General features: G+C 42.2%; 18 protein-coding genes. 12 read left to right on the top strand and 6 right to left on the bottom strand.

Features of this window, described 5'->3' with window-relative positions; translation table 11 throughout:
• Nucleotides 1-41: 41 nt before the first annotated feature.
• The 3 genes from HWQ47_RS24505 to HWQ47_RS24495 all read left to right on the top strand — a co-directional run bounded on the left by HWQ47_RS24505 (nucleotide 42) and on the right by HWQ47_RS24495 (nucleotide 3,684).
• Nucleotides 42-671: a chemoreceptor glutamine deamidase CheD gene (locus tag HWQ47_RS24505; RefSeq protein ID WP_269968584.1), complete on the top strand. Its 630-nt coding sequence runs from the start codon at nucleotides 42-44 to the stop codon at nucleotides 669-671.
• 214 nt (nucleotides 672-885) lie between these two features.
• The gene (locus tag HWQ47_RS24500; RefSeq protein ID WP_269971852.1) at nucleotides 886-1,719 is read left to right on the top strand and encodes a MaoC family dehydratase; all 834 of its coding nucleotides are present in this window, start codon (nucleotides 886-888) and stop codon (nucleotides 1,717-1,719) included.
• Between the two features lie 252 nt (nucleotides 1,720-1,971).
• A complete protein-coding gene (locus HWQ47_RS24495; RefSeq protein ID WP_269968583.1) occupies nucleotides 1,972-3,684 on the top strand; it encodes a formate--tetrahydrofolate ligase in 1,713 nt (570 codons plus the stop codon).
• A 119-nt stretch (nucleotides 3,685-3,803) separates the two neighbouring features.
• On the opposite strand, the gene HWQ47_RS24490 is transcribed toward HWQ47_RS24495, so the two are convergent.
• On the bottom strand, nucleotides 3,804-5,408 hold the full coding sequence (locus HWQ47_RS24490; RefSeq protein WP_269968582.1) for a mechanosensitive ion channel family protein: 1,605 nt from the start codon (nucleotides 5,406-5,408) through the stop codon (nucleotides 3,804-3,806).
• Nucleotides 5,409-5,556: 148 nt separating this feature from the next.
• Between HWQ47_RS24490 and HWQ47_RS24485 the strand changes: the two genes are divergently transcribed.
• Nucleotides 5,557-5,892 carry a hypothetical protein gene (locus HWQ47_RS24485; RefSeq protein WP_269968581.1) on the top strand — a complete coding sequence of 112 codons (336 nt, stop codon included), beginning with the start codon at nucleotides 5,557-5,559 and terminating at the stop codon, nucleotides 5,890-5,892.
• Between the two features lie 174 nt (nucleotides 5,893-6,066).
• Here HWQ47_RS24485 and HWQ47_RS24480 read toward each other — a convergent pair whose 3' ends face one another.
• On the bottom strand, nucleotides 6,067-6,192 hold the full coding sequence (locus tag HWQ47_RS24480) for a hypothetical protein (RefSeq protein WP_269968580.1): 126 nt from the start codon (nucleotides 6,190-6,192) through the stop codon (nucleotides 6,067-6,069).
• Nucleotides 6,193-6,477: 285 nt separating this feature from the next.
• Between HWQ47_RS24480 and HWQ47_RS24475 the strand changes: the two genes are divergently transcribed.
• From HWQ47_RS24475 to rraB, 6 genes are all read left to right on the top strand, one after another.
• Complete coding sequence (locus HWQ47_RS24475; protein ID WP_269968579.1) at nucleotides 6,478-6,768, top strand: ABC-type zinc uptake system zinc chaperone; 291 nt, start codon at nucleotides 6,478-6,480, stop codon at nucleotides 6,766-6,768.
• Nucleotides 6,769-7,017: 249 nt separating this feature from the next.
• Nucleotides 7,018-8,193 carry a hypothetical protein gene (locus HWQ47_RS24470; RefSeq protein WP_269968578.1) on the top strand — a complete coding sequence of 392 codons (1,176 nt, stop codon included), beginning with the start codon at nucleotides 7,018-7,020 and terminating at the stop codon, nucleotides 8,191-8,193.
• Nucleotides 8,177-9,091 carry a metal ABC transporter solute-binding protein, Zn/Mn family gene (locus HWQ47_RS24465; protein ID WP_269968577.1) on the top strand — a complete coding sequence of 305 codons (915 nt, stop codon included), beginning with the start codon at nucleotides 8,177-8,179 and terminating at the stop codon, nucleotides 9,089-9,091. The genes HWQ47_RS24470 and HWQ47_RS24465 overlap by 17 nt, the downstream gene beginning before the upstream one ends.
• A gap of 70 nt (nucleotides 9,092-9,161) precedes the next feature.
• Nucleotides 9,162-9,962 carry a metal ABC transporter permease gene (locus HWQ47_RS24460; protein WP_269971851.1) on the top strand — a complete coding sequence of 267 codons (801 nt, stop codon included), beginning with the start codon at nucleotides 9,162-9,164 and terminating at the stop codon, nucleotides 9,960-9,962.
• A gap of 165 nt (nucleotides 9,963-10,127) precedes the next feature.
• The gene (locus tag HWQ47_RS24455; protein WP_269968576.1) at nucleotides 10,128-10,850 is read left to right on the top strand and encodes a 1-acylglycerol-3-phosphate O-acyltransferase; all 723 of its coding nucleotides are present in this window, start codon (nucleotides 10,128-10,130) and stop codon (nucleotides 10,848-10,850) included.
• A gap of 145 nt (nucleotides 10,851-10,995) precedes the next feature.
• Nucleotides 10,996-11,454 (top strand): ribonuclease E inhibitor RraB, encoded by a 459-nt coding sequence (gene rraB / locus HWQ47_RS24450; protein WP_269968575.1) that lies wholly within the window; start codon nucleotides 10,996-10,998, stop codon nucleotides 11,452-11,454.
• Nucleotides 11,455-11,535: 81 nt separating this feature from the next.
• Here rraB and HWQ47_RS24445 read toward each other — a convergent pair whose 3' ends face one another.
• Nucleotides 11,536-12,498 carry a GGDEF domain-containing protein gene (locus HWQ47_RS24445; protein WP_269968574.1) on the bottom strand — a complete coding sequence of 321 codons (963 nt, stop codon included), beginning with the start codon at nucleotides 12,496-12,498 and terminating at the stop codon, nucleotides 11,536-11,538.
• A 12-nt stretch (nucleotides 12,499-12,510) separates the two neighbouring features.
• The gene (locus HWQ47_RS24440) at nucleotides 12,511-13,506 is read right to left on the bottom strand and encodes a response regulator (protein ID WP_269968573.1); all 996 of its coding nucleotides are present in this window, start codon (nucleotides 13,504-13,506) and stop codon (nucleotides 12,511-12,513) included.
• A gap of 373 nt (nucleotides 13,507-13,879) precedes the next feature.
• On the opposite strand from HWQ47_RS24440, the gene HWQ47_RS24435 reads away from it, so the two are divergent.
• A complete protein-coding gene (locus HWQ47_RS24435; protein ID WP_269968572.1) occupies nucleotides 13,880-14,701 on the top strand; it encodes a crotonase/enoyl-CoA hydratase family protein in 822 nt (273 codons plus the stop codon).
• Nucleotides 14,702-14,848: 147 nt separating this feature from the next.
• Nucleotides 14,849-15,343, top strand: coding sequence for a YqhA family protein (locus HWQ47_RS24430; protein WP_269968571.1), 495 nt, complete (start codon nucleotides 14,849-14,851; stop codon nucleotides 15,341-15,343).
• Between the two features lie 30 nt (nucleotides 15,344-15,373).
• Here the strand turns inward: HWQ47_RS24430 and HWQ47_RS24425 are convergent, their stop codons facing one another.
• Both HWQ47_RS24425 and rapA read right to left on the bottom strand, forming a co-directional pair.
• Entirely contained in the window at nucleotides 15,374-16,276 is a 903-nt protein-coding gene (locus HWQ47_RS24425; protein WP_269968570.1) for a DUF3530 family protein, read from the bottom strand.
• Between the two features lie 493 nt (nucleotides 16,277-16,769).
• Nucleotides 16,770-19,676, bottom strand: a complete 2,907-nt coding sequence (rapA, locus tag HWQ47_RS24420; RefSeq protein WP_269968569.1) for an RNA polymerase-associated protein RapA — start codon at nucleotides 19,674-19,676, stop codon at nucleotides 16,770-16,772.
• Nucleotides 19,677-19,897 lie beyond the last annotated feature (221 nt).

Here is a 19,897-nt window from a genome sequence, read left to right as displayed (position 1 = left end):
ATACTTTCTATAATCACTTAGCTCACCAGCAAGGAGGCTGAATGACAGCTCTGGTTATTCCATCACCAACTAAAGGCTTTGAAGAGATCCCTAGAAAATGGGATAGGAAACACAATAAAGTCGTTGCACGTGTCGATCCTGGTTTGTTTTATATCTCGACTCAAGATGAGTATGTTTTCACTCGACTGGGCTCTTGTGTCGCTGCTTGTATATGGGATCCTCTGCTTGGCATTGGAGGATTAAATCACTTTTTGTTGCCCGAGAGAGAGCTAAATGAAGACTGGCATGAATTGATGAGTTACTCATGCCGTTATGGCAATTTTGCAATGGAACAGCTGATTAACGGAATACTGACTTTAGGTGGGCAACGTAAGAGATTAAAAGCTAAAATTTTTGGTGGGGCTCAGATGAGCAAAGAAACAGTGCTTAATGTTGGGCAGTCGAATATCGATTTTGTAAAAAACTACCTTCATATGGAGGGAATCGATGTTGAGGTTGAAGATCTCGGTGGCTCCTGGCCTCGTAAAGTTTTGTTTCACCCCAATAGCGGTAAGGTCTTACTCAAACGCTTACCTGTTAGCGTTATTCAACGGGTGGCAACAGAGGAAAGAACTTACCTTAAAGGGATTATTAAAGAGCAGTCAAAGTGTGTTGTCGAGCTCTTCGATTAGCCTGATATTGGTTAGCTTTAAAGGGAGTGGCGTCACTTATTGTTCTATTGGGTTACTATTTTTTCTCTACCTTATTGATATAAAAGTATTAGTTCAAATTTAGGACAAACATACTCATTTTGGGTATACTCGCTGGCTTAATATCTGTGTGGTGAGTTGAAATTTGAACGGTTCGATGAGCGTTGAAAAAGAGCATTTGGTTGAGCTAAAAGCGATGCCTTCGTTATTGTCCTTGTATCGTAAGATCTTCTTTGAGCGTAAGCCTGGATGGGATGAGCAACCGCTGCCTCGGATCCAAGTTAGTACTCAGAACGTTGGCTTGTTGGCAAAAAATGTTAGCGACTACGCATCTGTTTGTGGGTTTGAGTTTGACGGTAAGACATTACCTTTGACCTACCTGTATGTCATGGTATTTCGTCTTCATGCCTTTATCTTTACTCATAAAGCGATCACATTTCCTCTGCTCGGGATGATTCATTTAAAAAATAGTATTACTCAGCATAGGCAGCTAAATGTCGATGAAAAGTTTACTTTAGAGTGTGTCTTGATCGGTAGCCAGTTAACCGATGCGGGACTTGAGTTTGAATTAGCTTCTCAAGCTAAGGTCAATGGTGTCTTAGTGTGGGAATCATTGTCTACTTATCTATATCGTGTCGAAAGTACTGCACGTCGGGTCCGTCCACCTAAAGCGAACGCTATGGCTTGGGAGTCGCCAGAGTCTTGGTCTTTAGCTGATAATCTCGGTCGTAAATACGCTAAAGCATCAGGTGATTACAACCTAATTCATCTTCATCCTGTCTTTTCTAAGCGATTTGGTTTCGATCGTGTTCTCGCTCATGGTATGTGGTCAAAAGCACGATGTATTGCTCAGATGATACCGCAAATTGACCAGCGGCCTTGTAAAGTGGATGTTGCCTTTAAACTCCCGCTGTTTATGCCGTCTGATGTGACTTTTGTTGCTGAAAATAGTGAAGGTAATGTTGTATTTGAGCTAAGAGATGCCCGTGGCCGACGTCCGCACCTGTCAGGGAAAGTCAGTTTTCTATAAAAACAACCCTGTTCTTTTGAATCGAGAAGGTGCCAGCCAGTGGCGCCTTTGTGTTTTTAGCGACGTGTCATTATCTAATATCAATCGGTATAACGAGATGCTAGATCACATTTATTTGATTTAGATTCATAAAAGCTTAATTAATCATCACAATTTAGTTTTAGCTGTTTGTCTCTTTCATCGAATCGCCTAAAATTCGCCGCTACTACAGATTTGTTACCCTATTCTTCTCTATTTTAAAGGAGCCACAGAATGCTCACTGATATTGAAATCTCTCGTCAGGCTAAACCTCAACATATAAGCGATATTGCAACAAAATTCGGTATCGAAACCGCAGAACTGTCACTGTATGGTGAGGCTAAGGCTAAAGTAAAGCTGTCTATACTTGATCGAATTCAGGACAATTTAGACGGCAAATTGGTGATTGTTACTGCTGTAACACCGACTCCTTTTGGAGAGGGGAAGACAGTCACTAGCATTGGTTTGACACAAGGGTTGAATGCCATCGGTAAGAAAGCTTGTGCCTGTATACGTCAACCAAGTATGGGGCCAGTTTTTGGTATTAAAGGTGGCGCGGCTGGCGGTGGTTATTCTCAAGTTATCCCTATGGAGGAGATGAACCTTCATCTCACGGGGGATATTCATGCGGTGAGCAGTGCCCATAATTTAGCTGCTGCAGCTATTGATGCCCGACTCTTCCATGAGTCGAGATTGTCGGTTGAAGAGTTTACTCTACAGTCAGGATTATCCCCGTTAAATATTGATCCAGAACAGATCCTTTGGCGTAGAGTCGTTGATCATAATGAACGTAGTCTACGTACTATCACTGTGGGACTTGGCGAACTAAATGGCCCGGTTCATACCTCAGGTTTTGATATTACCGCAGCCTCTGAGTTGATGGCTATTCTGGCATTGAGTCGTGATTTAAAAGATATGCGTAAACGTATTGGTCGTTTAGTGTTGGCTTTAGATAAAAACAACCTGCCAATTACAGCAGATAAGTTAGGAGTTGCAGGTGCCATGACCGTCATCATGAGTGACGCTATCGAACCTACATTGATGCAGACTCTGACGGGGGATCCTTGTTTGATCCATGCGGGTCCCTTTGCCAATATTGCCCATGGTAACTCCTCGATTATTGCCGATAGAATCGCACTTAAATTGGCGGATATTGTCGTTACCGAAGGCGGGTTTGGCTCAGATATGGGCTTTGAGAAATTCTGTAATATTAAGGTTCGAGAGTCTGGTAAAGCACCCGATGCAGCGGTACTTGTCGCGACGTTAAAAGCGCTAAAAGCTAATTCTGGAGTTGATTCTGAAGCTGATATTACCCTGCCAGATCAGACGCGCCTTGAAGCGGGTTTTTTAAATTTAAAATGGCACATGGATAATGTGAGTCAATATGGGATCCCTGTAGTCGTCGCCCTTAATCGTTTTCCTTCGGATACACAGGAAGAGTTAGATTGGCTTAAAAGTGAAGTGATGCAGGCTGGCGCTTTTGCTTGTGAAATTAGTGATGCTTTTAGTCTGGGAGCCAGTGGAACGGAGACTTTGGCCCGCAAGGTTGTTGCTGCGACAGAGCAAGATTCAAATTTTCATTTTCTCTATCAAACCAATATCAGTATTGAAGCTAAATTACTCACCATCGCCGAGTCAGGATATGGGGCTAGGGGGATAGTACTATCTGAAGAGGCTAATTTGCAACTTGAGCAGATTAAAGCCATGGGACTGGATAATTTAGCTGTTTGTATCGCTAAAACCCCGCTTTCAATAAGCCATGATCCTGCTGTTAAAGGTGTACCTAAGGGATTTGAATTGCCCATTATGCAGTTAAAAATTAATGCGGGTGCTGGCTTTATAACTGCGTTAGTAGGCAAGGTAATGACTATGCCAGGCTTGGGAATCAAACCGGGTTACCTGAATGTTGATATCAACGATAAAGATGAAATTGTTGGCTTAGCATAAAAGAAGTTCCTAGTAACTTGAGTTTTTGGTATGTGAAAAAGCAAAGGGGCTGAATACGATATCCGCCCCTTTTTGTTGGTCTTAGTTGTGTTAACTATATGATATTAATTGTTTATATATTACTTCTGATAAACATGAATATCGCGTTGTGGGAAAGGAATACTGATGTTTTCAGCGTCGAAGCGCATTTTCACTGTGCGCGTAATATCCCAATATACATCCCAATAATCTTCAGGCTTAGCCCATGGACGAACAACGAAATCGACCGATGATTCACCTAAGGTATGTAGCTTGATAGTCGGTTCAGGACTCTTAAGCACTTTAGGGTGAGCCATAATGATCTCTGCCAATACCCTTTCTGTCTTTTCAATATCATCGCTGTAGCCGATACCGAAGGTCATATCCACACGTCGCTGATGTTCGACGGTAATGTTATTGATGGTATCGCCCCAAATTTTGTTGTTGGGGATAATGAGTCTTTGATTGTCCAGAGTCTTAATAGTGGTTGAGACTAAGCTCATATGGCTGACTTTACCGGTTACACCTGCGGCATTAATTAGATCGCCAACATCGTAAGGCCGATAGATTAAGATCATCATACCCGAGGCAAAGTTAGATAGGGTATCTTGCAGTGCAAAACCGATAATCACACCAGCAACACCGAAGCCTGCTAGAAGAGGTGCTAATTCTATTCCCAATTGAGAAAGGGCTATTAAGACGCCTAAAGTGAAGGTGGCCTTGCCTGATAGCGAGATAAAGAACTCTTGCAGAAGTATGCTCACCTTCAGTTTAGAGTTACTGACCGCTTTTTTTACCAATTTCCGAACCGCTTTACTTATCAGCTTTGCAGCGAATAAGATCAAGACAAAAATAAACAGTTTGAAAACAATACCCGGACCATTTTCAATCAAGTAATTCTGCACTGAGGTAAGCCATTGTTCGAATAGACTGCTGGCAACATCCATATTCAATACATCTTGAGTAATATCACCTGAGCTTTTAAATAAAGTCTCTTTCATATCTGAAGTATTCTGACCTAAGGTATCAAGGAGATGAATAGCAACACCTAAGCTCGCACTGGCGTAAGATAAGCGTTCTTTAAGGTCGGTGACATTGAGCGTTTGCTCTGCGGTGACATCTTTACCTGCAAGACTCACTTCTTTAACAGCCAGTTTTAATTTGTCTTGTGTGAACTGAACAAAGCTATTAAAGCCATTCGCTCGGGCAATAAGGCTTTTTGTCAACAGTGCGGTTTTATCACCTGTATTAAGACCTAAAGTATTTGCCCACTCGAGTACCTCTAAATAGGCTTGCAATTGTTGATCACGTTCAGTTTCCAATACGGCAAGCTGCATCATGATTCTATTATCATCGCCTTTACCTAGTTGGTTTTGCAGCTTACTGATTTTATTTTTAAAATAGGCATCAACTTTACCAATAAAGATGAGGTGACTTTCAATAAAAGGCTTGAGCATCTCCTTATCTAGATTTGACTTAGCCATCAACTCTTTGAGTTGTTCATGTAACAGTTCGGTATTTTGTTTAATTCTATATTCAGTGAAATTAGCCAGTTCACCTTGGGTTTTGCTCAATTGAGCCACATCATGCTGAATAGAGGTTTGCAGTGATGTGAGTTGGTTAGAGATATTGGATGAATCTGCTTGTGCTGGTAAGCCGCTAAGTCCGATGATAGCGAGCATTATCATGGCGATCATGCGATACATAGATCAATTCCTAGTATAAAATTTTCGCTATTCTATCCCCACTCAACCTCGGTGTAAATTTAGTTATTGAATAGGGTAAATAAACTTTCTGTGGTGGATTCTGTTAAACTCTGGCTTTATCTTCGTCGATATTTTAGAGAGTTATGCTGTGTTGTGCACCCATTGTAGTAAGTTTTTTGGCGTGAATGATGTTAAAAATCAACGTGAAAGTGGTTTTAATGCGCAGATTCAGTGTCCCCACTGTGATGCTTGGTTAGGTAAAAGTCCGATACTCTCTCGGCTTAAAATGTTAGGTTTTTACCTAGGGATTGTGGCGTTAACTTATGGCTATTTCACACCTGAAATGCGCAACATAACGACGCCAGTTGCTATTATAGCGACAATGCTTATGTTAGTTAGTCATATGATGGATCATTTGAAGGTCATCGAAGCTCCTGAAAAAGTGGAAGTTGATGATAGTGAGCAGAGGCAGAAATATCGTTAATAAGGTACTATTTATGGCATTGGACAATGGACGTTCATAGGTACATGGCAATGCCATATTCACTGTGTTACAGAAGTATTTACAGGTAAACTAGTAACCGATGCTTGATAACATTTAGGCTGTGGTTATCAAGGATATAGTTAAAAATTATGAATATAACATTCTCAATCGAAATTACTCGATAACCTGAACTTGTGCCTCAAGGGCTGTATCTACATAATAAATTCCACCGCCAATAGCGATAAAAAATAAGGTGGTCCAAAAGAGCATTTTACCGTTCGCACGTAAAAAATCTAACATGTTAATTACCCCATCTAAGCGAGTTGGTTCGGTTTCAATCAGTATTAACCGACAGTTTTAATATCACAATCTTATCCATAATGCCTTAAGTCAGTATTAATTTATTCGATTTATAAGGTGACTCAAGTCTTATTTTCATAGGCATAATAACTAAATTTGAATATTAGCTATCTAAATTATAACTGTAACTTGACTTAGTCTATTGTTTGTATCAAATTGAGCACGATTTTATTTGGTTTTATTTGGTTTTATTTGGTTTTATTTGGTTTTATTTGGTGTCTTTCTATGGTCAAAAATAGCGTTAGACGAGGTATAGCAATATGGCTTTCAGCCCTATTGATCTGCCTGTCGTTTGCCGCTTCAGCCCATAGTGTCGAACACATCAATGATGGTGGAGCCCAAACCCACTGTACGCTCTGCTTTCATAAACATCAGCTAAATAAGTTACTGCCCACTCATCATTTTGACCTGACGGTTAATCTTCAGACTTATGAAGTGAGTCTTGTTGTCATCGATGAGCAAACCTCTCAGCACACCAGTTTTTTCCGTAGTCGCGCCCCACCTGTTGCAGCTTAATATCAATTTTCAGTGATTTTGTTTTCTAAGATCTATTTAACTGTAACTAAATCAAACAGAGGGTAATTCTATCTGAATTACTGCTATTTTTGATTTAAGCCGTTGGCATTATAGATCTAAATATTCAACATCACTGCGTAGATTGATATTAAATAAATCACCTAAATCAAGTTTTTATCTTTTTTAAGTTTTTGATTTTGTTCACAGTTACTATAAGTAGCTGTGAACCGCTGTATTTTGGAGAAAAAAATGAAAGTGACTAATTTCCGCGTATCACACGTGGCTGCGGCCTGTGCGCTGATTTCTACTTCTGCTTTTGCAGAAAAGCCCACCCTGACAAATCCGGCTATCAGTGCCGTACTTGATGGTTATTATCAAAATACCGAACGTCCAATGGCGGAGCGCGTCGAAGGTTTTGGCCTGGGCCATACAGAAGTGGCACTGAGCGCGAATATCGACGACATGTTTTACGGCAAATTAACCGCCGTTGTTGAAATACATGAAGGTGAAACTGAACTGGGTATCGAAGAGGCATTCATTCAAACATTGGCCATGCCTGCTGGATTCTCGCTGCGAGCAGGTCGCTTCTTATCTGATGTGGGTTACCTCAATAACCAACATGTTCATACCGACGCTTTTGCTGACAGGCCAGCGGTTTATCGGGCTTTTTTAGGCAGTCATTATTTTGATGACGGTGTGCGTTTGAATTATGTGGCGCCAACGGATCTCTATTGGGCTATGGGGATTGAAGCCTTTAAAGGCGACAGTATGCGTGCGGCCGATGAGCATAATGAACGTGAATATAAAGAGATTGGTGTTTACACAGCTTATTCCAAGTTTGGTGGCGACGTGGGTGCTAATGGCTCTTGGCAGGCAGGGTTAAGCTATATGCGTAACCAAAATGGCCGAATGACTGCTGATGAGCATACAGAACACGAAGAGGAGAGTGACGGACATGAACATAGCCACAGTGCACAATACACAGGTGAAAATACCTATATTGCTGATTTTGTCTATAAGTGGGCGCCAAATGGTAACTATAAATATCAGCATTTTACCTTGAGTGGTGAGTATTTTAAGGTCACAGATTTTACTCCGTTAGACGAGCGTGAACATTTGTTGGCTCCGGCGACTGATGATCAACTTGGCTGGTATTTAAGTGGTGTGTATCAACTATCACCCAATTGGTCTGCGGGTTTACGTTATGGCGAAGTTGATACTCAAGAGCTGCACGGTGATCACTTCGACCCTCAGAAACTGCAAGAAGCTGAAGTGAGTTTAGCTTGGCATCACAGCCATTTTTCAACGGTTCGACTGCAATATACCAATCAGCAAGGAACCAATTTTGACGGTATTAAAGACGATAACGTCATCACACTTCAGTATGTTATGACTTTGGGGGCTCACGGTGCGCATCAATTCTAATCTCGCTAAAATAGTGGCGCTTGCGTTAACCGTAGGCTATTCAAGCTTGGCTAATGCCGAATTCAACATTTTTGCTTGTGAGCCTGAATATGCGGCATTGGCGAAAGAGTTAGCGCCTGACGCTAAAATATATTCGGCTACGACCGCGATGCAAGACCCACATCAAGTTCAGGCAAGACCTAGTTTAATCGCGAAGATGCGCCAAGCAGATCTTGTTATTTGCGCCGGTGCAGACCTCGAAGTTGGTTGGCTGCCGATGCTGCAGATGAAATCGTCTAATGCCAAGGTGCGTTCAACCGATCAAGGATTATTTTTTGCTGCTGAGCATGTAAATACCTTAGATAAACTTGAGTCAGTCGATCGTAGCATGGGTGACGTACATGCTCAGGGGAATCCACATCTGCATTTTTCTCCACAGAGGATTTTAAAGGTGGCAGAGGCCTTGACCGCTAAACTTATCTCACTCGATCCAGCTTCACCTGAGCGATATCAAACCGCCTTAAGCGAATTTAGTGGTAAATGGGCTCAAGCAATCCCTCAATGGCAAGCTAAAGCTGCACCGTTAAAGGGGAAAAAGGTGATTGCATATCACTCTAGCTTCCGTTATCTGTTTGATTGGATTGGAATAGAGCAGGTTGGAGATCTTGAGCCTAAACCGGGTTTACCGCCAAGTAGTAGTCATCTGGCAAGCTTGCTTAAGCGTGCTGAAACCGGTGACATTATGGCGATCATTGTGGCGTCTTATCAGAGCGAGCGAGGGGCAGAGTGGTTAGGTGAGCGTGCGAACTTACCCGTACAGATCTTACCTATGTCTGTAGGAGGAAATGATCAGAGCCAAGATCTGTTTAGCCTATACGATAATGTTATTGATCTGTTGCTTCAGTATCAAACCAGCTAATAGACTCTTCGCGACAGTATTGTCTCTAGTCGGGGCAATACTTATTTCTATCTACTAAAGAGTATTAATGATGTTTGATACTGATTTACTCTCCATTTTATTTCCTGCTTTTATTGCTGGTGTTCTTGTCTTGTCTACTCATGTAGTGCTTGGTCAACAGGTACTAAAACGCGGCATCATTTTTATTGATCTGGCGATTGCCCAAGTCGCTGCTTTAGGTGCTATTGTGGCTCACCTTAATCATGACATTGAGCATCTGCCATTTTCTAATGTGTGGATGCCCGCACTGTTTGCGCTTGCTGGCGCAGGTTTTATTGCTTGGCTGTCGAAAATAATGGCTGATGAACTAGAAGCCATTATCGGGTGCTTTTATGTTTTAGCGGCAGTCGCTGCTATGTTGATGCTCTCTAATGATCCCCATGGTGCTGAGATGTTGAAGCAGTTGATGTCGGGCCAGATCCTATGGGTCAATTGGTCGCAACTGACACTGCCTGCTGTTGTTTCTGTGTGTATCTTGAGTTTGATCTACCTGAAACCCGCACTGCTTGATGGTAGAGGTTTCTATATCATGTTTGCGCTAGTCATCACGCTTTCAGTTGAGTTGGTAGGTGTTTATCTGGTGTTCAGTACTTTGATATTGCCAGCATTAGCCGTCAATAAATGCAGGAAAAAATACAGGTTACCCGTAGCATATTTAGTTGGTCTGGTTGGTTACATACTCGGGCTTATTCTTTCAGCTTGTTTTGACCTCCCAAGTGGTGCTGCAATTGTGACGACGTTGGCAGTGAGTGCAATCATGAGCAGGTTGGTGCTTAGCAAATTAATGAGATTTAATGGTGGCGTAAAGAAAGGTAAATTAACCCAGAATTAAAATAGAGTTAATGTTGTTCTACTAAACTCCCTCATTGCTTGGGTAGATGTGTTCAGGCTACAAGTGTATCACTAAGCTAATAATTTAAGTTGGTGAAGCAACATTTTATTGAGTCGTATCATCTTGCTGGCTATACTGTCGCCATTGGTACTAAGGGAGTAAGTTGTGCTTTTAATCTTCAGAACGTTAGTTTTAGCCGTTATGTTACTGCTAGCATTTGTTTTTGGCGGTCTTGTTTGTTTATTAAGACCTAGACATCGTGACAATGTACACATGTTCGCTAAAATTTTCTCTTATGCAGCCCCTGTATTAGGTATTAAGGTGATTGTTCGTAAGCCAAGTGTGGCAACGACGGAACCTTGTATTTTTCTGGCAAATCACCAGAATAATTACGATATGTTTACTCATACGGCTGCTGTACCTAAGGGAACGGTCAGTTTAGGTAAGAAGAGCTTGGCTTGGGTTCCATTTTTTGGCCAAATATACTGGTTGTCTGGCAATATTCTTATTGATAGGAAAAATCGCAATAGAGCCTTTGAAACGATGGCGCAAACCGCCAAGAAAATCAAAGATAAGTGCTTGTCTATTTGGATATTTCCGGAAGGAACTCGCTCTCGGGGTAAGGGACTATTGCCATTTAAATCAGGTGCGTTTCATACCGCAATTGAAGCCGGTGTAGCTATGGTGCCGGTACTGGCTTCTAATCAAAGTCATATAAAACTTAATCGTTGGAATAATGGTGTGGTTATCATTGAGATGATGGAGCCCATTGAAACTAAAGGTTTGGCTAAATCTCAGGTAAAAGAGCTGTCGAAGCGTATTCATTCTATGATGTCGACTCGTTTAACTCAGTTGGATCAAGAAGCTTCAGCTTTGATGGTAAAGTAATTCATCGTCCAGTGATCTTATTGCTTTTGAGCGATAGCGATTAAATATAGCCTCCAGTTTTGGAGGCTTTTTTGTCTCGCTATCTTTAAGTTTAAAGTTATTTATCGTGTATAATCTTTGCAGATTTTTTTATTTGGAGTTATCTATGTCAATTGATCGTTTACTTAAAGCGCAGAGGCAAGAAAATCAGGAGATTGTTACGGCTATCTTAGATGATGGTTCTAACACGAGTGCTGAGTATACAATTGAACATCATTTTTCATCGAACAACTTTGATCGTTTAGAAAAAGCCGCTGTCGATGCATTCAAAGCTGGTTTTGAAGTGAGTGATGCCGAAGAGATGGAGCTAGAAGATGGCTCGGTGATCTACTGTTTCGATGCCATAGCAAATCATCAATTAGATGTTGAACTTCTGGATAAAGCTTGTGAGTCTCTTCTATTGATTGCAGCTAAACAGAAAGTGGATTACGACGGTTGGGGAACATATTTCATCGATGAAAATGGTGAAGAGATCCGCGAAGAAGAGTTTGAAGATGATGACTACGAAGATGACGACTTCGAAGAAGATCAATTCAAAGCGGAAGTTAAAAAACCACTGCATTAATCGGTATAAGTGATTTATCCGAACAATAAAAATGCCCATCTTAATGGGCATTTTTATTGGGTGTTTATTGACATGAAAGCGTTATTTTTGTTTGTAGATAACACACTTATTTCGTCCGGACTCTTTAGCTGAATACAGGGCTTCGTCGGCAAAACTTAACCATTGACCACTGTTTTTTAATTCCTCTTTAATATCACAAATCCCAATACTTACCGTGACACTAATTGTTTGATCTTCACAGATTAGCGGTGTGTTTTCAATTTTATGTCTTAATCGTTCAGCAAATTGAAGTGCATCTGTTGCTGAGGTTTTTGCAAGCACCACTGAAAACTCTTCGCCACCATATCGGCCTGCACAATCAGTCTCGCGCAAAGATTGCGTTAACAGGTGAGAGATATGCTGTATCACTTTATCGCCGATGCTGTGACCATAGTTATCATTTACTTTTTTAAAGTCGTCGATATCAAACATAACCAGCGTTGTCTCATCACCGTAACGTGCATGTCTATCAAACTCTTTCTGCATGCATTGTTGCCAGTATCTTCGGTTGTTAAGCTGAGTCAGGCCATCGGTTTGGCTTAAATGTTCTAGGCGTTCATTCACCCCTTTTATTTGCAGTTTATTGATTGCCACATCAGTAACATCGTAAATGATCATACTGATATGAGTGATCTGCCCTGTTAGTGAAGAGAGAGGGAGCAAGGTGACATTCTGGTACATAAAGTCGGCTCGACCAGTGATAGGACGGTAGTTCTTAAACTTGAAGATATAGGGGCGTTGTTCCCAGCTGATAAAGGCACGATTTTTAAGTAAGAATACTGATTCCATCTTCTGTTTTAGCCAAGTAGCTGGAAGATAATCAAATTGTTCAAACAGGTTTTCACCCTTGATGGAGTTGGGGGAGACACCGCTGTGGTTTTCCATAAAGCCATTCCAAAGCTGAATATCAAAGTTCTTATCAAGGACAACCAAGCCAACCTCAATGGTCTGAACCATATCGATCAGCCAGTGGAGTTCGTTCATTGCGCTTTGGTCATATGACATAGATGATCCGACTTAATCTAACAAGTAACCGAGCTTAAAATTAAGCGTCGGCAGTGAGTCTTCAGTAAACAGTAGAAGAAGGTCGCATTGAATATCATGATCTTCAATGCGGTAGTTTATTTCCATCGCTAAAGTGCGAGACCATTTCTCTGAATTGTCATGAATGAGGTCGTTAACCGTACAGTGGCGACCTAGTACGACGGGATGACTCTGACTGAATTTCATATGCAGTTGTTCAGATATTCCATTCAAGAAGGCCCCAATCAATACATTACCAGTATCGATCATCACCTCCATCTCTGTGTTAGTATCTTCAGGGTTATCCAGTCCCATTAACTTAGCCATATCTTTAAAAGAAGAGTCATGGAACAGAAGTAAGGCTTCCCCGGCGATGCCTGCACCAATAAATCCTTGGCAGAGAGCTGATACCTTGCTGTGCTCCTCCGTGGCCTTTAGTGTCATGGTTAACTCACTGACTTCGAGTACATTGACATTAGGTATGGGTAATAGTACGAACACATCGAGTAATTTTGCGAGCAGATCGGCAGCTCGTCCCATGGCGACATTGGCGATCTCTTGACAAGCATCACGTAGATCAACTTTGATCATTGGGCTATCGGCGACACCTTCACCTATGGCGACAGTTAAGATGCCATACTCCTGAAGAATGTTGCTGATGGCGTCGGCACTGACGGGCTTTTGGATAAAGTCTAAGGCTCCCAAAGCTTTGACTCTCTCATGAGCTTTGATTTGAATATCGCCAGAGACGACGATAACAAGGGCGGGAAGGTCCTCTTTTTGAATAATTTCAAGCACCTCATAGCCATCCATGACAGGCATATTCAGATCGAGAAAAACCACCTCGCCTTTACCAGCTTTAATTGCTTCAATCCCTTCGGCACCGTTAGTGGCAAAGGTAATATCTACTTCCCACTCTTTAGGGAGTGTTCTGGCCATCTGCTTTCTGGCAAGTGCTGAATCGTCGCATATGAGTACTGGGGTTGGCATTTTTCTTTTAAGATCCTAATCTGCCCATATATTCAAAGATAACACTTATTACTGAACTCGCCCGTTCAATCGTTGAAAAATATCGCAGTATTTGTTTTTTAGCGTTCAAGTTAATTTTAATCTCATAAATGACCTATTGTGAGTGTCATTGTTTTTTAATTCAGAGAGATATAATATTTTGTAATGACAGACCATCTCTTCCCAGCAGTTTGTGATTTTTGTGCACTATTGTCTATCACTATGACTACAAAGATTTAATTATAATGTCATTTTTTTGACGATAGTCAAACTTTCTTTTCTTGTTATCTATATTAGTTAAACATATCAATTATGTTAACCTGTTTTCTGGACTGACCAGTGAAAGCGAGAGAGTATGACAAGGGAACTTGTTCAATTAACAATATTAAATGGGATCGGTCATGTGATTTTATCACGACCTGATAAATGCAATGCGCTTAATTTTCAGATGTTTAAAGAATTAGATGGTGTTATCTCAGAACTAAAAAAAGATCGCAGTATTAAAGTGGTCATTTTATCAGGAGCAGCAGGGAACTTCAGTTCGGGTCTGGATGTAAAAAGTGTCATGAACTCACCTTTTCAGGCTGTTAGTTTACTTTTTAAGTGGTTGCCGGGTAACGCTAATTTAGCTCAAAGAGTCTCCTATGGTTGGCGTAACCTGCCGATCCCTGTCATAGCGGTTATTGAAGGTTGCTGTTTTGGAGGGGGAATGCAGATAGCGTTGGGCGCTGATATTCGTATCGTGTCTCCTGAAGCTAAGTTGTCAATTATGGAAGCTAAATGGGGCTTAGTACCTGATATGGCTGGTTTAGTATCACTCAGGGAGTTGGTCGGTAAAGATCAGGCCATGCTATTGACCATGACAGCTAAGGTGTTATCAGCGCAGGAGTCATTAGATAAAGGCCTGGTCACCGAGATTTCTCCTTCCCCTATGGATCGAGCTCAAGAGCTTGCTTGCGAGATTAGCAATACCTCACCCGATGCGAACGCTGCGATTAAGATGAGTATCAACAAGAGCTGGACTGCCAGTGTTAGACGGTTGTTATCCCGTGAGTCTTTTAGTCAGATTAGGTTACTTATGGGGAAGAATAGAATCATTGCGGCTAAAAGAAACAGTCTGGAGGCAAAAGGAGCAGAGAGTAAGAGCGAGTATCGAGATCGTCAGTCCGGTTGGTGATCATGATGCCGATAGGTCTTAGTTGCCTACTTGAAATAACATTACTGTGGCATGAGGTAGATCACGTTTTATCCATCTAATTGTGGTCAAGGTTATAATTGCCTTTAAGATCAGGTTAATTTACTTGTCATCAATTTGGAATTACCAATGCGGAATCTGTTCGAGCGTATGTTATGGAGTAGCCGATTATCGGTTATGTTAGGTGTGTTAGCTTGTATCATCGCAGCATTTGTCATCTTTGTGATGGGATTGAAAGATGTTCTTCATATGCTGGGTCTTATTTGGGTCTATATTTTTACTGGCGGTCATGAAATACGTAATGATCTGATCATGGTGGTGGTGGAGATTTTAGATACCTTCTTGCTTGGTGCTGTATTGCTGATTTTTGCTTTTGGACTCTATGAGCTCTTTATCAATAATCTAGAGGTTGCAGAAAAGAGCAAAGCGGCTGGGAAAATATTAGTGATAAGCAGCATTGATTCGCTTAAGAGCAAACTTGGTAAGGTTATCTTGATGATGTTGATCATCAAGCTCTTCTCTTATTTTATCGAGATGAAACCTCAGAGTATGCTAGAACTGCTCTACATGGGGATAATTATCGTACTGGTAGCTCTCTCGTTGATGTTAACGAAAGACAAGTAATTGTTTAGCTGGCAGCCCTATTCTGCTCGCTTACCTAGCTAATTTGGTTTTATTGATACTGTGAGCAAACCCTTCGATTAAATCTAAACAGGTTTGCCATGCTTCAGTCTGATTGAGGTTTAATAGCATCCGTTGCTGCCTGTAGCGATAGGGGGCATTTTGAGGGGAAAGTAAACGTCGATTTTCTTTGGTCTCCTGGGAGGCAATATGACCATCTGCCGACTGGATATCAAGTACTGGTATATCTAATTCTGCTAGCAACTTAGGCAGTTCAAGGTTTTCATGTTTCGTGCTCATAAAAGGATTGATAAGGACTAAGACATCGGGCTTTGTTAGTCTATTTTTACTTAACATAGAGATGACAAACCCAGCCCCTTGACCAGTGGCGATAAGTATCCTTTTCCCTGGATAGGGTGTCCCTATCTCATCGAGTTGATTCATCGTGTCAGCAATGAAAGTTTCTTGTTTCTCTCGGATGTTAATCCATTGCTCTTTCGAATATTGCGGAGTGCGTTCGCCATTGTTTGGATTATATTTTCCCTCGCCTGGTTTCGAAATATCTCCCGGTGCAGTGGCAAAATTTAGGGTCGAAACCCTTTTTGGTGGTGTGATGGCGATAGTCGCCCAGCCTGTATGGGGCAGTTCTCGTCTTAAATATGCTTGTAGCCCTGCTGAATCGGCATTCATGCCTGGGTTGGAGAAGAGGATTGCTGCACCGAGTTTTTTCTTGCCTGTCCAACTGCGCACTAATACTTCAGATTTTTGTTTACCGACTTCAATGGAGATGACCTCTTCACTTGCAAGGTAGCTATATTTGGGATGACTAGTGACTTGCTCTGCTGCCAAACTGCGAGTGCTAATAACAACGAGTAGGAGGGTTCCTATTAAGAAAGAGGACTGGGAGAGGAAGTGAAGTGCTTGGCTTACTTTCATCGAAGAATTTCTTATAGTGAGTCAGTTAATATAGGGTTGAGTATAACAAGAGTACGTAATAGTCGGTACCGATACCAATCGGTATAAGAAAGTGATCTACTCAGAGTTTTTTTGGTAAGCTAATTTAAGGCGAATGAATGACAGAATGGTTATTCCCTTGTGAGTTTATTCAACGCAGAAGTAGGTAGCTAAAAACACTCCTTACAGGCGGGTTTTAGCGCATTCGATGCTGTGTTAACGAGCTTAAACGTAGAACAACTATGTTCCTCACTCGTTGCAAACCACATGGTCTTGTATGTTCCCTACATACTTAAGACATTTCCTCCATCCTTGGAGGTCAGATGTGGTGAATGTCATTAATGCAGGAGCAATTAAGGACCTTGCCTCAGAAGCGCTAAACTCTCGCTGAGCGATCACATCTTTATACTGATTGGTATAAGCCCCTTAACTCGATGAGTTAAGGGGCTTAGATAAAACGGACTAGAAGCTAGTGTTAGGCGTGACTAACCAAGATTAAGCGTATAGCGTCGAGCTGCAAAATCGCTCCATCCAAGTAGGTGTTAAGTTCGCTCATCTGCTGTCGCAAATGTTCTATCTCTTCATCACGAATATTCGGATTAACGGCTTTGAGTGCCTCTAAACGTTCCAACTCACCTGTAAGTTGAGAAGTCATCTTAATACGAGCGCTATCGGCCAGCATTTTAAGCTCGATAGCTGCGAACTCTTCACCTTTAGCGAACAGTGGGTGCAAAATGCTCTGTGACGCATTAACAAGCTTACTGGCAATATGACGATTGACCGCGCTGAGTTGCTTATTGAAGCTGTCATAACTGACGTTTTCAGCTAAGTTATTACCATTTTTATCCAGTAAAACGCGCACTGGTGTCGGTGGTAAATAACGGTATAGCTGGCTTGATTTAGGCGCGGATGCATCGGCCATGTAAATCAACTCGAGAAAGATAGTTCCCGCTGGCAGCGACTTGTTTTTCAACACAGCTACGCTCGTGGTGCCTGTTTCCGATGACGTGATCAGATCCAGACCCGTTTGCACAATAGGGTGCTCCTGAGTAATGAGAGCTATATCGTCACGGGAAAGCGCCATCTCTCTGTCGAAAGTGACGGTGATGCCATCTTCAGGCAGGCCTGGGTACGTCGGAAACATCATATGCTCACTCGGACGTAGGACGATAGCATTTTCGCCACAGTCCTCTTGATCGACGCCGATAATGTCCCATAAACGGATCACTGAGCCAATGAGGTTGGTATCCTCATCACGTGCAGCTAACTGTTGTACTAGCTTATTGGCTCGTTCACCGCCGTGAGAGTTAATCTCAAGTAGCTTATCGCGCCCCTGCTCCATGGCTGATTTTAGTTCAGTATATCGAGTTTGAGTATCACTTAAAATTTGATCTAAAGCTTCTTTGTCTTGATTTATCAGTACATTATAAAGTGATTCTGAAAACTCGTTAAACAGAATATGGCCGCTTGGACAGGTCTGTTCGAATGCATTAAGCCCTTTGTGATACCACTGCATTAAGCACTCTTGTGCCGTATTTTCTAGATAAGGTACATGGATCGAAACATCGTTATTCTGTCCAATACGATCCAGACGACCTATGCGTTGTTCGAGTAGATCTGGATTTAGAGGCAGATCGAACAGGATCAAATGACTGGCAAACTGGAAATTACGGCCTTCAGAACCAATTTCACTGCAGATGAGGGCTTGAGCACCGCCAGTTTCCTGAGCGAAGTATGCACCAGCTTTATCTCGTTCGATAATCGACATCCCTTCGTGGAACACGGTAGCCTGTATACCTTCACGGGTGCGCAATGCCTCTTCCAGACTAAGGGCTGTTTCGGCCTGACTGGCAATAATAAGCACTTTCTCTCTACGGTTCTCTTTCAAGAAATCGATGAGCCAGTCAACGCGAGGATCAAACTTCCACCAGCTAGCACTTGAACTTTCAAAGTCTTGGTATATTTTTTCAGGGCTTAGTGCTTGTTTCACTTTCCCAGCAGTATCTAAATAGCCATTCATCATGGCGCCTACACGCGCAGCGGTGACATATTGTGTCGGCACTTTCTGTGGGTAACCATTGAAAATACGGGTAGGGAAGCCTTTAACTGAAGCACGACTGTTACGATAAAGAACGCGTCCAGTTCCGTGTCTGTCCAGCAGATCCTGTAACAGAGCATCACGAGCAGCTTGCTGCATGTCTACATCGCCGTCAGTGGCCTGAATTAGCTCAAGGCTAGCACTGATATCTTTTTCAGACAAAAGTGTTTTGAGGCTATCTACAAGCTCTTGTGGTAGAGGTTTATTTCCTGCTAGGGCATCTGCAGTGGTGGCGATATCGGCATAGTTAGCTTCCTCTTTTAAGAAAGCGTCGTAATCATAGAAACGATCGGGGTCAAGCAAACGCAGGCGAGCAAAATGACTCTGATGGCCTAATTGATCCGGGGTAGCGGTTAATAGCAATACGCCGGGTACGACTTCAGAGAGTGCTTCAATGATGCGATAAGCGCGGCTTGGCGCATCTTCAGTCCACTCAAGGTGATGGGCTTCATCGACAATCATCAGATCCCAATCGGCATCTAAGGCTTGATCTAAACGTCTCTTTTTACGAAGTAACTCCAATGAGCAGATAACAAGTTGCTCGGTGTAGAATGGGTTGTCGTTATCCGCATAGGCTTCGACACATCTATCTTCATCAAATACTGAGAATTTTAGATTGAATCGACGCAGCATTTCGACTAACCACTGATGACGTAGCGTATCTGGCACAATAACCAGAACACGTTCGGCGCGACCCGTCAGCAGTTGTTGATGGATGATCAGGCCTGCTTCAATGGTCTTGCCCAAACCCACTTCATCGGCGAGTAAAACTCGTGGCGCAAATCGACGACCCACTTCATGGGCTATCCACTGCTGGTGAGGAATAAGGCCAACTCTCGGACCTTGTAGACCGAGCAGATCCGATGTCGCTAATTTATTTCTGAGTTGCTGACATTGGTAACGAACGCCGAAACGCTCCATGCGATCAATTTGACCTGCAAACAATCGGTCTTGGGGTTTGTTAAAACGAATATTGTGGTTCAGCAATGTTTCTCGCAAGCTGACTTGCTCACCAGTTTCACAATGAATGCCATGATAGGTAATAAGATTATCTTTCTCTTCAACTTCACTAACGGTCAAACTCCAGCCTTCATGGCTCTCAGCTTTATCGCCCGGATTAAAAATAACGCGTGTTAACGGCGCTTCGGCTCGAGAGAACATACGGTTATCATCAGTTGCTGGAAACATCACAGTGACCATACGGCCTTCCACAGCAACAACAGTACCTAAACCAAGTTCAGATTCGGTGTCGCTTATCCAGCGTTGACCTAAGGAAAAGGGCATTACTTATATTCTCATCTACAGGGTAAATCACGAAGGGCGCGTATGTTATAACATTAAGCGTATTTATGTCGAACGCTAATCTTGGTCATGAGCATCGCTAGTGACTCGATAGTTGGTGATCAATTATACAGACGTGATCGTGAGGAATCAATTTGTCATCTGTTTGTCATTGATTTGTCATAGAGGTAAGCGAAGTTTAAAAGAAGAAACTCACAAGTAAG

This window comes from Shewanella sp. MTB7 (assembly GCF_027571385.1).
Lineage (GTDB): Bacteria > Pseudomonadota > Gammaproteobacteria > Enterobacterales > Shewanellaceae > Shewanella.
Note: the sequence above shows the minus strand (reverse complement) of the source record. Positions and strands in the feature narration are given on the sequence as shown.